A 13,676-nucleotide genomic window follows, 5' to 3' on the forward strand; every position below is an offset into this window, starting at 1 on the left:
GGACCGTGAACCGAAACAGCACACGCGGCACCAGCAACGACACCGGCGCGCCCCCCGCGCTCACCCGGCGGCGGCTGCTCGGCACGGCGGGCGCGGCCGGGGCGACCGGGCTGGTGCTCGGAGCGGCCGGCGGCGCCACCGGCTACGCCGCCACCCGCGACGACGCCCCGACCGCGCTGACCGCAGTCGGCTCCACCGAGGTGATGTTTCACGGGAAACATCAACCGGGGATCACCACTCCGCTTCAGGCACGGGGGCATCTGGTCGCCTTCGACCTCGCCCCCGGCGCGGGACGCAAGGAAGCCGCCGCCCTGATGCGCCGCTGGTCCGCGGTCGCGCGGCGGCTGATGGCCGGCGAGCCCGCCGAGGGGGCGGCGGACGGCCCCGGCCACGACACCGGGGTCGCGCTGGACGCGGGCCCGTCCTCACTGACCGTCACCTTCGGATTCGGCTACGGCTTCTTCGAACGCACGGGCCTCACCGCGCACCGCCCGCCGGGGCTCGACCCGCTGCCGCCGTTCTCCTCCGACCACCTCGACGCAGACCGGTCCAACGGCGATCTGTGGGTCCAGATCGGCGCCGACGACGCGCTCGTCGCCTTCCACGCCCTGCGGGCCGTCCAGAAGGAGGCCGCCTCGACGGCCACCGTGCGCTGGCAGATGAACGGCTTCAACCGCACGCCCGGCGCCACCGCGAAGCCGATGACCGCCCGCAATCTGATGGGGCAGGTGGACGGCACCGGCAACCCAAAGCCCACGGACGCCGACTTCGACCGGCGCGTCTTCGTGCCCGGCGGCCAGAACGCGGCGTACGACTGGCTCACCGGCGGCTCGTACGCGGTGGTGCGGCGGATCAGGATGCTGCTCGACGACTGGGAGAAGCTTCCGGTGGAGCAACAGGAACGGGTCATCGGCCGGCGCAAGGCGGACGGCGCCCCGCTCAGCGGCGGCACCGAGACCACCCCGATGGACCTGGACAAGGTGGGCCCGGACGGCAAGCCGCTGATCCCGGAGAACGCGCACGCGCGGATCTCCTCGCCGGAGCGCAACAGCGGAGCGGCGATGCTGCGCCGCCCGTTCTCGTACCACGACGGCGTCTCGGCGGACGGCACTCCGGACGCCGGGCTGCTGTTCATCTGCTGGCAGGCCGACCCGCTGCGCGGCTTCGTCACCGTGCAGCGCAAGCTGGACCGCGGGGACGCGCTCACGCCGTTCCTGCGCCATGAGGCGAGCGGGCTGTTCGCCGTACCGGGCGGAGCCGCTGCCGGGGAGTACGTGGGACAGCGCCTGCTGGAGGCCTGAGTGCCGGGGAGCCGGCAGGGGAAGCTTCGACACCTGCGGGAGTTGGGCCCTGGAGCCCGGCCATCCGGGCCTTCCGGGCCCGCACCGCGCATTAGGGTGACGGTATGTCCGCCACGCGCTACGCATATCTCGGCCCTGAAGGCACCTTCACCGAGGTCGCCCTCCGTACGCTCCCGGAATCCGCCACCCGCGAACTCGTCCCGATGGTCTCCGTACCGGCGGCTCTGGACGCGGTGCGCAACGGTACGGCCGCCGCGGCGCTCGTACCGATCGAGAACTCCGTCGAGGGCGGTATCACCACCACCCTCGACCAGCTGACCAGCGGCGAACCGCTGATGATCTACCGCGAGGTGCTGCTCTCCATCACCTTCGCACTGCTCGTTCGGCCCGGCACCAAGCTGTCCGACATCAAGACGGTCACCGCCCACCCGGCCGCCCAGCCGCAGGTGCGCAACTGGATGGCCGCTCATCTCCCGCAGGCCGTCTGGGAGTCGGCGGCGTCCAACGCGGACGGCGCACGGCTCGTCCAGGAGGGCCGGTACGACGCGGCGTTCGCGGGCGAGTTCGCGGCGGCCACGTACGGGCTCGAACCGCTGGTGACCGAGATCCACGACGCGGAGAACGCGCAGACCCGCTTCGTACTGGTGGGCCGGCCGGCCCGGCCCGCGGCGCCGACCGGCGCGGACAAGACCTCCGTGGTGATCTGGCTGGGCGAGGACCATCCCGGCGCCCTGCTCGAACTGCTCCAGGAGTTCGCGGTGCGCGGGGTGAACCTGATGCTGATCCAGTCGCGGCCGACCGGGGCGGGCATCGGCAACTACTGCTTCGCGGTGGACGCCGAGGGCCATATCGCCGACCGGCGGGTCGGTGAGGCGCTGATGGGGCTCAAGCGCATCTGCCCGAATGTGCGCTTCCTCGGCTCCTATCCGAGGGCCGGTGTGACCCCGGCGGACGTACGCCCTCTGCGCGCCGGTACGTCGGACGCCGAGTTCACCGAGGCCTCCGACTGGCTGGCGCGCAACCAGGACGGGCGGGCCTGACGGCGGCCGTCCGCACGACGGGGGTCTGACAGCCACGGGCCCGATGCCCCGGCCACCCGGCCACCCGGCTACCCAGGCGGTGGCCGGGGAACAGCCCTGTCCACACGGCTGGTGGGATCAGCGGATTGTCCTCACTGAAAAGTTATCCACAGGCGCGCATCCATGCCTGGGGACAAGTCGACACTGGAATCCGACATGGTCGACAAATCAACACAGCCCACCTGGACCCGTCCACAGAGTTCCAGGCCGCCCGGTGTCAGCACAATTCCATTGATCAACTCTTTAGGGCTAGCAATTCCCACCCGAATGAGCGCGCAAAGCAGGTTTGAACCATGAATCCACGCGTTTCCACCGGCCGCCCGGAATGACCCCATCCATGTCCACAGACTTCCCCCACAGCCTGTGGATAACTTTGACGAACCACTCACCCCTGTGGACAAGCGGCGAGCAACTCCCCCTTCACGCAAGGCCGATGCGGCACGAACCCAGAATGCCGAATAGTGGCAATTCGGGCAAAGCGCCACGCTTGTGCCCATCGGTTCAAGCGCCGGAAGCGGGCCCCGGTAGCCTGGGGGAGTGATTGACCTTCGCCTGATTCGTGAGGACCCCGACCGTGTTCGCGCCTCCCAGCGCAACCGGGGAGAGGACGTCGCACTCGTCGACGCCCTGCTCTCCGCCGACGAACGGCGCAGGTCGTCCGGGGTCGCATTCGACGAACTCCGCTCCGAGCAGAAATCGCTCGGCAAACTCATCCCCAAGGCGTCCCCCGAGGAGCGCACCGAGCTCCTGAAGCGCGCCGAGCAGCTCAAGGCCGACGTCAAGGCGGCCGACGCGGCCCAGGACGAGGCCGACGCGGAGACCAGGAACCTGCTGCTGCGGCTCGGCAACATCGTCCACCCGGACGTGCCGGTCGGCGGCGAGGAGGACTTCGTCGTCCGGGAGACGCACGGGACGATCCGTGACTTCGGCGCCGAGGGCTTCGAGCCCAAGGACCACCTGGAGCTCGGCGAGGCACTGGGCGCGATCGACATGGAGCGCGGCGCCAAGGTCTCCGGCTCGCGCTTCTACTACCTGACGGGCGTGGGCGCGCTGCTGGAGCTCGCCCTCGTCAACGCGGCGATCGCCCAGGCCACCGAGGCCGGCTTCACCCCCATGCTGACCCCGACGCTGGTCCGCCCGCGCGCCATGGAGGGCACCGGCTTCCTCGGCCAGGCCGCCGACGACGTCTACCACCTCGACAAGGACGACCAGTACCTGGTCGGCACCTCCGAGGTACCGCTCGCCGCGTACCACATGGACGAGATCATCGACGCGGAGAAGCTGCCGCTGCGCTACGCCGGCTACTCGTCCTGCTACCGCCGCGAGGCGGGGACGTACGGCAAGGACACCCGCGGCATCTTCCGGGTCCACCAGTTCACCAAGGTCGAGATGTTCTCGTACGTCGACCCGGCGGACGCGGAGGCCGAGCACCTGCGCCTGCTCGACTGGGAGAAGCAGTGGCTCACCGGCCTGGAGCTGCCCTTCCAGGTCATCGACGTCGCCAGCGGCGACCTGGGGGCGTCGGCCACCAGGAAGTACGACTGCGAGGCGTGGATTCCGACCCAGGGCAAGTACCGCGAGCTCACATCGGCGTCCAACTGCGGCGAATTCCAGGCCCGCAGGCTCTCGGTCCGGATGCGGGACAACCGCGACGGCAAGAAGGTCATGAAGCCGCTGGCCACGCTGAACGGCACGCTGTGCGCCGTCCCGCGCACCATCGTGGCGATCCTGGAGAACCACCAGCTGTCCGACGGTTCGGTGCGGGTGCCCGAGGTGCTCCGTCCCTACCTGGGCGGGCGCGAACTCCTGGAACCGGTCGCCAAGTGACATTTCCCTACAAGCTCGTCGCCACCGACCTCGACGGCACCCTGCTGCGCGACGACCACACCGTCTCCGCACGGACGCGCGACGCCCTGAAGGCCGCCGCCGCGGCCGGAGCGGCGCACATCATCGTCACCGGCCGGGCCGTTCCCTGGACCCGGCACATCCTGGACGACCTCGGTTACGAGGGCCTGGCCGTCTGCGCCCAGGGCGCACAGGTCTACCACGCAGGTGAGCGCAGGCTGCTCACCTCGCTCACCCTGGACCGGCAGCTGGCCGGACTCGCCCTCTCCAAGGTCGAGGCGGAGGTCGGCCCGCTGGCGCTGGCCGCGAGCCGCGACGGGCTCGACGGCGATGTACTGGTCGGGCCGGGCTACCAGGTGCAGGAGGGGCCGCACCCGTCCGTCTTCGTCCAGGACCCGGCCGAGCTGTGGGAAGCCCCGCTGAACAAGGTGTACATACAGCACCCGGAGCTGGGCGACGACGAGCTGGCGAAGGCCGCGCGGGCGGCGGTCGGCAATCTGGTGGACGTGGTCATGGCGGGGCCGGGGGTCGTGGAGATCCTTCCGCTGGGACTGAGCAAGGCCACCGGGCTCTCGCTCGCGGCGCGCCGGCTGGGCGTGAAGGCGGCGGACACGATCGCCTTCGGCGACATGCCCAACGACATCCCGATGTTCGCGTGGGCACGGCACGGGGTGGCCATGGCCAACGCCCATGACGACCTGAAGACCGTCGCCCAGGAGACGACCGCGTCGAACCAGGACGACGGCATCGCGGTGGTGCTGGAGCGGCTGCTCGGGGCGTCGTAGCCCTCACCGCTGGTCGCGGGCCTGCTCGGCCGCGGACTTGCTCGTGCGGCTCAGGGGCCGGGGTACTGCCTCGGCCCCTGAGCCTTTTCCTACGCCGTCACCAGGACCTGCGGCCCCGGATCAGCGCGTGTTGCGGCGGTTCAGCTCCTTCAGGTTGCGTGCGAGGGCGTCCATGCGCCCGTCGAGCCGGTCGACGCCCTCGGCCGCCCCGCTGAGCCGCGCGCTCATGGCGCCGACCACCTGATGGGTGACCTCCAGCCTCCGGTCGAGGCTGTCCAGCCGGTGCGACATCCGGCTGAGGACCGGGCCCAGCTCCTGGAGCGCGATGCCCACGCCGGCCAGGTGGCTCTCGACCCGCGTCACGCGGTGTTCGAGCGACGCGTATCCCGCGCGCAGGTCCTGCTCGGCGTCGAGCAGATACGTACGCACGCACCGAGCGACGTCGCTGTCGCGAAGGAGCATGGCGACGTTGAGGACGGTTCGGCGGGTGTAGAGACGGAGCTGAGTGGCTGCCTGTGGATAACTTCCACCCTCCTCGCCGCCCCATAGCGACATCGTGTCGCTATGGAAGTCACGCAGCTCAGAGCCTCGCAGCACATGCATTCCATTCTCGGAGAGCTCGTTCTGGTGCCGGTCGGTCAGCCTCCTGACCGTCTTTGTGGATACTTCGAAGTAACGAGCCACGTCCTCTGTGCGAACGTGAATCCCGTCGGGGAGCATGACAAGGATCTTCACCTTGTCCAGGGCATCGACGCGCCCCATCTGTTCGACACGCAACGCGCGTGATTCGATCAAGGCGACTTCTGTTGGCATGAGCTGTCTTCTGCCTTCCGCTGGTGAAATCCACGGGAAATGGACAGGGGGGATCGACAGCCCTCTTCCCAGGGCTTCAGGGGCGGAGGACGCTCACGGTTGCCACTCACTCCGGGAACCGGCCGGCGGGTGTTCCCTCGCCGTACCGGCCATCTGCACATTCACGAACGCTACGACGCCACGGATTCCAGTTGCCTCCACGCACCGTGAACAACGCACCGATAACCGTACAGTTACGCGTAGGACTGTCCGACATGCGAAAACCCCCCGACCGAAGGGCCGGGGGGTTTTCGCATGTCGAGGGAGCGCCCGCTCACTCCTCGCCGGCGAGCTTCAGCGCGCGCAGCTTCTGCCCCGCGTACCAGGTGGCCACGACGGTGACCGCGGCCAGCAGGACCGTGGCGAGCGGCAGCCCGACGTCCGAGGTGATCGCCCCGTTGCCGCCGGTCTTCTCGGCGAGCGCGAGCGCCCACTGCTGCACGCTGAGCGTGCGCGCACCGGGCACCAGGCTGCCGAACAGGGCCTCCCACACCAGCGCGTAGACGAGGCCCAGCACCACGGCGTGCCGGCTGACCGTACCCAGCAGCAGGAACAGCGCGCTGTAGGCGATCGAAGCGACCAGGGCGGCGATCGTGTACGCCACCGCGATCTGCTGGCCGTTGCCGTTGAGGATCAGGCCCGCGACCATCGTCGGGACGGCCGAGAACACCATGGTCACCGCGATCGCGACGATCAGCTTGGTGAAGATGATCGTCGGCCGGCTCACCGGCTTGGCCAGCAGGTAGACGATCGAGCCGTCGTCGATCTCCGGCCCGATGGCGCCCGTACCGGCGATCACGCCGATCAGCGGGACCATCGTGGCGATGGCGAATCCACCCAGCACGTCCGAGGCCACCTGATCGTCGGCCCCGGCGAACCATCGCACCGCCACCGCGATGACGATCAGCAGCACGGGCAGGACGAAGAGGATGGCGGCCCGGCGCCGGCCGAGCAACGCCCGGTAGGTGAGCCGGGCGACTGTGGGGTCGTACATGACGTCACAGCTCCTTGTCGGCCTCGATCAGGCCGCTACGAGATAGGAAAAGACCGATTCGAGGGACTCGTCGGACGGTGAAACGGTCAGCAGACGGATGCCCTGCTCGCGCGCGACCTTGGGCAACAGCGTGGTGAACCGGGCGAAATCGATCGCTTGGATACGCAGAGCGTTCTCGCTCAGGTCGACTTCGATCCCCGCTGTCGACGGGTCGGCGATCAGCGCGGCGGCCAGGGCCCGGTCGTCGCTGGACCGTACGAGATAGCGGTGCGGACGGTCGGTCATCAGCCGGCGGATGCGCCGGAAGTCGCCGGACGCCGCGTGCCGTCCCGCCACGATCACCTCGATGTGCGAGGCGAGCTGTTCGACCTCTTCGAGGATGTGCGAGGAGAAGAGGACCGTACGGCCCTCCGCGCCCATCCGGCGCAGCAGTTCCATCAGCTGCATCCGCTGGCGCGGGTCCATCCCGTTGAACGGTTCGTCGAGCAGCAGCACGGAAGGGTGGTGGACCAGCGCGGACGCCATCTTCACGCGCTGGCGCATGCCCTTGCTGTACGTCGAGATCTTGCGGTCCTGCGCGTGCTCCATCTCGACCGTGGCCAGCGCCGCGGCCGCCTCGGCCTTGCCCAGTCCGTGCAGTTCGGCGTTGGCCACCACGAACTCGCGGCCGGTCAGGAAGTCGTACATGCCCTCCCGCTCCGGCACGATGCCGATCTCCCGGTACACCGCCTCGTTGCGCCAGATGGGCTTGCCGTCGAGCGTGACCGTGCCCGTCGAGGGGGCCAGGAAACCCGCCATCATGTTGATCAGCGTGGACTTGCCCGCGCCGTTGGGGCCGAGCAGGCCGGTGACGCCCGGACCCACGGTCATGCTGACGTCGTTGACGGCGACCACATTGCCGAACCAGCGGGAGGTGTGGTCGATCTCGATGGTGGTCACAGCCCGACCCTCCGGTAGCGGCGCATCAGCACGGCGTACGAGCCGGCGATCAGCGCGAGAACAACGAGCAGATAGACGACGCCGGACCCGGCGCCCGGCCCCGCCCCGCCGGGGAAGGCCGAGGTCGCCCCGAGGAACGCGGTCTGCACCCCGTCGATCAGCGTGATCGGCGAGAACAGCCCCAGCCATTCCACCGCGTTCTCCGATCCGGTGGACCAGGCGATGCCCTGGACGGTCGAGACCCCGCCGTAGGTGATGGTCAGCAGCGCGATGACCGCGGCGACGCCGAAGCCCCGGCGCGGGGTGAGCGCGGCCATCACCAGGCCGAGGCCCGCGAAGAGAACGGAGAGCAGCAGCACGGAGACCATCCCCTGGGCGAACCACTTCGTCTGGTCCGCGAAGTCGAACTTGCCCAGCAGTGCGCCGATGTAGAGGATCACGACCGGCGCACCGGTCAGCACGAAGATCGCGGACGCCATGGCGGCGAACTTGGCGAGGACGTAGTCGCCGTGCTCGATCGGCCGCGAGAAGTACAGCGGCACGGTTTTGAACCGCAGGTCCCTGGAGACCGCCTGCGGCGCCTGCGCGGCGACGAACAGACCGATGACGGCCTGCAGATAGATCGCGAACCGCGTGTACTGGAGCGGAAGTTTAGTCGTCCCCGGAGTGGCGATGGCGACGGCGACGATGATCGCCGCCACCAGGCACATCACGCCGAACAGCAGCATGGGCAGCACCTTGGACTTGGCCGAACGGCCGAGCCCGAAGGCGCCGCGCAGGGTCTGCGAGTACAGCGAGCGGCGGGCGTAGGCGCGGCCGAGGCGCGGGCCGTCGTAGGCGCGGTAGCCGATGTTGTGGATGCGGGAGGTCTCGCTCCCGGTCACGGCGCCGGACTCAGTGCTCATCGCGTCCGCTCCCCTTCTGCAGTACGGCTCCGGCCTGCTGTACGACTCCGGCCTGTGGTGCGGGCCCGGCGTGGGCCGGCACGGAGCGCGGTGCCGCTTCGTCGTCGCGGAACACCTCGGCGATGTGGTGGCGGCGCTGTTCCATCCGTACGAGGCCGAGTCCGAGGCCGGCGACGCTGTCGCGCACGAGGTCGTACGTCTCCTCGCCGGTCGCCTCGATCAGCAGGATGTGTCCGGCGCCGGGCAGTCCCTGGGTGTCCAGGCCGTCCTGCCCGAGGAGTTTGACGCCCGCCCCGGCGAGGGAACGCCGAAGGGCGTCCGTGCCGTCCGGGTGGTCGTCGCTGTCCGTGACCTCGACCGCGAGGGTCGTGGTGATCTGGGTGAAGTCACTGGTGGAGCTGGAGCGCAGAAGCGTGCCGCCGTTGATCACGACGACGTGGTCGCAGGTGCGTTCCAGCTCGCCGAGCAGGTGCGAGGTGACCAGGACGGAGATGCCGAAGTCGGTGTGGATGCGGCGGATGAGGCCGAGCATCTCGTCGCGTCCGACCGGGTCCAGACCGTTGGTCGGCTCGTCCAGCAGGACCAGCTGCGGATCGTGGACCAGTGCCTGGGCCAGCTTCACGCGCTGCTTCATGCCGGTCGAGTAGCCGCCGATGGGCCGGTAGCGCTCCTCGTACAGCCCCACATGGCGCAGGGTGTCGGCGGTGCGCTCGCGGGCGGCGGTCGGCGGCAGCCCCGACATGCGCGCCATGTGCACGACGAACTCGGTGGCCGAGACGTCGGGCGGCAGGCAGTCGTGCTCCGGCATGTAGCCGACCCGCTCGCGGATGGCGGCGCCACTCGTCGAGACGTCGAGCCCGAGCACCGCGGCCCGGCCCTCGGTGGCGGGGGACAGACCCAGCAGGATCTTGATCAATGTGGACTTGCCGGCTCCGTTCGCACCGACCAGCCCGGTCACACCGGGGCCGATGTCCAGGGTGAGCCGGTCAAGCGCGGTCACACGGGGGAACCGCTTACTCAGACCTTCGGCAACAATGACATTCACCCGACCGACGGTAGTGGCGCGGGCCACAGCAGTCGTCAGACCACACGGTTGGATCGGCATCAGCCTCGAGTTGTAGGGGACCCGTAAGGGCACCGTCACGAAGGACTACCCCAGCCCCGGAGCGAAGCGGCGATGGCCTGCGCGAAGGGGTTTTCCACAGGCTGCGCGACCCCCTTGACGCGGCCGCCGGGCATTGCGAGATTCATCGGTGTCACGTTACGAGCACGTACCGCACACGGCAGGGACGGACGGTCGCATGGCGTCACGACGAAGGAATGAACGGCCCACGGGCACGGGCGGTTCCGGAGGGAACGGCGGCCCGCGTCTGCTCGACCTGCCGGGGGCGCGCGAACGCCGGGTGGCCACGGGCGGCATCGAGCTGTGCGTGGTCGAGCTGGGGGACGCCGCACGGCCGACGATCGTCCTCGTGCACGGGTATCCGGACAGCAAGGAGGTCTGGACGCAGGTCGCCGCGCGACTCGCCGGGCAGTGGCACGTGGTGCTGTACGACGTACGCGGGCACGGCCGTTCATCGGCGCCGAAGCCGTTGCGCGGCGGTTTCACGCTGGAGAAGCTGACCGACGACTTCCTGGCCGTGGCCGACGCGGTGAGCCCGGACCGCCCGGTGCATGTCGTCGGGCACGACTGGGGTTCGGTCCAGTCCTGGGAGTTCGCCACGGTGGACCGTACGAAGGGCCGCATCGCGTCCTTCACCTCGATGTCCGGCCCGTCCCTCGACCATTTCGGCCACTGGATCAAGCGGCGGGTGCACCGTCCCACCCCGCGCCGGGTCGGCCAGCTCCTCGGCCAGGGCGCCAAGTCCTGGTACGTGTACCTGCTGCACACCCCGGTCCTGCCCGAACTGGCCTGGCGGGGGCCGCTCGGCACCGTGTGGCCTGGCATTCTGGAGCGGCTGGAGAAGGTGCCTCCGGGTGACTACCCGACGCCCTCGCTGCCCGACGACGCTGCGCACGGGGCATGGCTCTACCGGGACAACGTGCGTACCCGGCTGCGCAGACCGCGCAGCGACGCCCATGCCCACGTCCCGGTGCAGTTGATCACGCCGACCGGTGACGTGTTCCTCTCCGAGCAGCTCTACGACGAACTCGAATCGTGGGTGCCGCGGTTGACCCGGCGGGCACTCCCGGCCAAGCACTGGGTGCCGCGCACCCGGCCGGACCAGCTGGCCGCCTGGATCGCGGAGTTCGCGACGACGGTCGAGTCCGCCGGGGAGACCGGCGCCCCGGCCAAGGCCCGGCCCCAGGGGGTGTACGCGGAGCGGTTCGGCGGCCAACTCGTGCTGGTGACGGGGGCCGCCGGCGGGATAGGGCGCGCCACGGCGCTGGCCTTCGCGGCGGCGGGCGCGCGGGTGGTGGCGGTCGACAAGGACGCCGAAGGGGCCGAACGGACGGCGGAGGCGGCCCGGTCGGCGGGGGCGCCCGAGGCGTGGGGAGAGGCGGTGGACGTGGGCGACGAGCAGGCCATGGAGAAGCTCGCCGCCAGGGTGGCCGACGCGTACGGCGTCGTGGACGTGCTGGTCAACAACGCCGGCATCGGGCTGTCCGGCCCGTTCCTGGAGACGACGTCCGAGGACTGGCGCAACGTCCTCGATGTGAATCTGTGGGGGGTCATCCACGGCTGTCGGCTCTTCGGCAAGCAGATGGCGGAGCGCGGCCAGGGCGGTCATATCGTCAACACCGCTTCTGCGGCGGCCTTCCAGCCGTCGCGCGCACTGCCCGCGTACAGCACGTCGAAGGCGGCCGTGCTGATGCTCAGCGAGTGTCTGCGCGCCGAACTCGCCGAGAAGTCGATCGGGGTCAGCGCGATCTGCCCCGGCATCGTCAACACCGGCATCACGGCCACCGCGCGGTTCGTGGGAACGGACCAGGTGGAGGAGCAGCGGCTGCGCAAGCGGGCGAGCAAGCTGTACGGCGTCCGGAACTACCCGCCGGAGAAGGTCGCGGACGCGGTCCTGCGGTCGGTGGTGCGCAACCAGGCCGTCGTTCCCGTGACGCCGGAGTCCCACGCCGTACGGTTCCTGTCCCGCGTCGGGCCCGGCCTGCTGCGGGGTGTCGCCCGCCTGAAGCCGCCGCTGTAGGCCGCCGGCGGCCGGGAAGGGGCAGGCTCGGGCTCGCAGTTGTCCACAGAATCGCCAACGAACCTGTGGATAAGTCGAGTTGGCTGTGGATCAAACCTCCGAGCGGGAATCGTTCCGGTGAAGCCGGGAAGAAGAGGAAATGCGGATGCGCCGGGGCGCCGCCGGGAGGACGCTGAAGGGATGGACGAAAGACGCACCGTCAAGGTGTCCAAGTACCTCTCCAAGCATCTGAGGCACCAGCCCGAACGGATCGGGATCACGCTCGACCCGCAGGGCTGGGTGCCGGTCGACGAGCTGCTGCGCGCGGCGGCCCGCCACCACTTCCCGATCAGCAGGTCGGAGCTGGACCATGTGGTCGCCTCCAACGACAAGCGGCGCTTCGCCGTCGAGGGCGACCGCATCCGGGCGAGCCAGGGGCACACCGTGGCCGTGGATCTGGGCCTGCCGCCGGCCGAACCGCCCGCGTACCTGTACCACGGCACCGTCGGCCGCTCCCTGGACGCGATCCGTGTGGAGGGGCTGCGCCCGATGAACCGCACCCATGTGCACCTCTCGCCCGACCGGGAGACCGCCACCCGCGTCGGGGCCCGGCGCGGCCGCCCCGTCGTGCTGTCGGTGGACGCGGGGGCGATGCACCGCGCCGGTCACACCTTCTGGGTCAGCGCCAACGGAGTGTGGCTCACCGCCGCCGTGCCCGCCGCGTTCCTGCGCCTGCCGGGCTGAGACGAGGGCCGGAGGCGGCACGGGCCAGAAGGCCACGTGCGCCCCGGACGCGCCCCAGGGGAGGCCATCGCGCGCCCCGCCTCTCAGACGGCCAGTTGGGCCGCGCCCCGCGTCGCGATCTCCTCGAACAGCTTGTCGTCCGGCACCGCCGCGTCGAACCCCGGCCCGTCGACGGGAACCGGGGCATGGATGACGATCTCGGTGAATCCCAGTTCCGCATGCCGGCCCGCGAAGTCCACGAACGCGTCCACGGAGTCGAACGGCCGGTCCGCGCCCACCGCGAGACGCGAGTTGAACTCCGGCGTGAACCCCGTGAGCAGCACCTTGTCCAGCTCCGCCACGTCCCGCCCGGCTGCCGCGCAGGCCCGGCCCAGGCCGTCCATCTGACGCGCGAGGGCGTCGAGCGACTGCGCGCCGCTCCCCTCCTCGTACAGCTTCGGATCACCGGTGGTCACCCATGCCTGGCCGAGGCGCGCCGCGAGCGCGAGACCGCGCGGCCCGGTGGCGGCGACGGCGAAGGGCAGCCGGGGCCGCTGTGCACAGCCAGGCAGGTTCCGCGCCTCGGTGGCCGCGTAGAACTCGCCCTCGTACGACATTCCGGCCGGTTCGCGCAGCAGGCCGTCCAGCAGGGTGACGAACTCCCCGAAGCGGTCGGCCCGCTGCCGGGGCGTCCACGGCACCTCGTCGCTGCGAAGGAGCGTCGTCGCGTCGAACCCGTTGCCGCCCGCGCCGATGCCCAGCGTGATCCGCCCGCCCGAGATGTCGTCGAGCGTGATCAACTCCTTGGCCAGGGTGACCGGGTGGCGGAAGTTCGGCGAGGTGACGAGCGTGCCGAGGCGGAGGCGTTCGGTGGCGGCAGCGGCGGCGGTCAGTGTGGGCAGTGCGCCGAACCACGGGCCGTCCCGAAAGGCACGCCAGGACAGGTGGTCATAGGTGTAGGCGGCGTGGAAGCCCAGCTCCTCGGCGTGCCGCCAGCGCTCGCGGCCTCCCTGGTTCCAGCGGTGGATCGGCAGAATCACGGTGCTCAGTCGCATGGGGCGACCCTACGAGGGGAGCGGAGCCGCCGCGCCGACAGGGCGGGCGAGGACGGTGGTGTCGCAGCGAGGGACG

Annotated in this window: 12 protein-coding genes; 6 read left to right on the forward strand and 6 right to left on the reverse strand. The window is 70.2% G+C overall.

The features are described 5' to 3' along the window. The first annotated feature begins 5 nt into the window (after positions 1-5). The 4 genes from efeB (at position 6) to OG710_RS13430 (ending at position 5,010) form a co-directional block, all read left to right on the forward strand. Entirely contained in the window at positions 6-1,301 is a 1,296-nt protein-coding gene (gene efeB / locus OG710_RS13415; RefSeq protein ID WP_330239550.1) for an iron uptake transporter deferrochelatase/peroxidase subunit, read from the forward strand. A gap of 104 nt (positions 1,302-1,405) precedes the next feature. After that, a complete protein-coding gene (gene pheA / locus OG710_RS13420; RefSeq protein WP_111329533.1) occupies positions 1,406-2,341 on the forward strand; it encodes a prephenate dehydratase in 936 nt (311 codons plus the stop codon). A gap of 576 nt (positions 2,342-2,917) precedes the next feature. After that, complete coding sequence (gene serS, locus OG710_RS13425) at positions 2,918-4,207, forward strand: serine--tRNA ligase (protein ID WP_330239551.1); 1,290 nt, start codon at positions 2,918-2,920, stop codon at positions 4,205-4,207. Continuing rightward, positions 4,204-5,010 carry an HAD family hydrolase gene (locus OG710_RS13430; RefSeq protein ID WP_330239552.1) on the forward strand — a complete coding sequence of 269 codons (807 nt, stop codon included), beginning with the start codon at positions 4,204-4,206 and terminating at the stop codon, positions 5,008-5,010. The genes serS and OG710_RS13430 overlap by 4 nt, the downstream gene beginning before the upstream one ends. Positions 5,011-5,130: 120 nt before the next feature. Here OG710_RS13430 and OG710_RS13435 read toward each other — a convergent pair whose 3' ends face one another. The 5 genes from OG710_RS13435 to OG710_RS13455 all read right to left on the reverse strand — a co-directional run bounded on the left by OG710_RS13435 (position 5,131) and on the right by OG710_RS13455 (position 9,700). Continuing rightward, positions 5,131-5,823: a hypothetical protein gene (locus OG710_RS13435; protein WP_330239553.1), complete on the reverse strand. Its 693-nt coding sequence runs from the start codon at positions 5,821-5,823 to the stop codon at positions 5,131-5,133. Between the two features lie 313 nt (positions 5,824-6,136). Further along, a complete protein-coding gene (locus OG710_RS13440; RefSeq protein ID WP_330239554.1) occupies positions 6,137-6,856 on the reverse strand; it encodes an ABC transporter permease in 720 nt (239 codons plus the stop codon). A gap of 27 nt (positions 6,857-6,883) precedes the next feature. Then, entirely contained in the window at positions 6,884-7,795 is a 912-nt protein-coding gene (locus OG710_RS13445) for an ABC transporter ATP-binding protein (protein ID WP_330239555.1), read from the reverse strand. Further along, positions 7,792-8,700, reverse strand: a complete 909-nt coding sequence (locus OG710_RS13450) for an ABC transporter permease (protein ID WP_330239556.1) — start codon at positions 8,698-8,700, stop codon at positions 7,792-7,794. The genes OG710_RS13445 and OG710_RS13450 overlap by 4 nt, the downstream gene beginning before the upstream one ends. Beyond that, positions 8,690-9,700 (reverse strand): ABC transporter ATP-binding protein, encoded by a 1,011-nt coding sequence (locus OG710_RS13455; protein ID WP_330239557.1) that lies wholly within the window; start codon positions 9,698-9,700, stop codon positions 8,690-8,692. The genes OG710_RS13450 and OG710_RS13455 overlap by 11 nt, the downstream gene beginning before the upstream one ends. A gap of 370 nt (positions 9,701-10,070) precedes the next feature. On the opposite strand from OG710_RS13455, the gene OG710_RS13460 reads away from it, so the two are divergent. Next, entirely contained in the window at positions 10,071-11,843 is a 1,773-nt protein-coding gene (locus OG710_RS13460; protein ID WP_330242236.1) for an SDR family oxidoreductase, read from the forward strand. A 180-nt stretch (positions 11,844-12,023) separates the two neighbouring features. After that, on the forward strand, positions 12,024-12,566 hold the full coding sequence (locus OG710_RS13465) for an RNA 2'-phosphotransferase (protein WP_330239558.1): 543 nt from the start codon (positions 12,024-12,026) through the stop codon (positions 12,564-12,566). Positions 12,567-12,649: 83 nt separating this feature from the next. Here OG710_RS13465 and OG710_RS13470 read toward each other — a convergent pair whose 3' ends face one another. Continuing rightward, positions 12,650-13,600, reverse strand: a complete 951-nt coding sequence (locus tag OG710_RS13470) for an LLM class flavin-dependent oxidoreductase (RefSeq protein WP_330239559.1) — start codon at positions 13,598-13,600, stop codon at positions 12,650-12,652. Positions 13,601-13,676: the final 76 nt, after the last annotated feature.

The sequence above is a fragment of the Streptomyces sp. NBC_00525 genome (genome assembly GCF_036346595.1).
Taxonomy (GTDB): domain Bacteria; phylum Actinomycetota; class Actinomycetes; order Streptomycetales; family Streptomycetaceae; genus Streptomyces.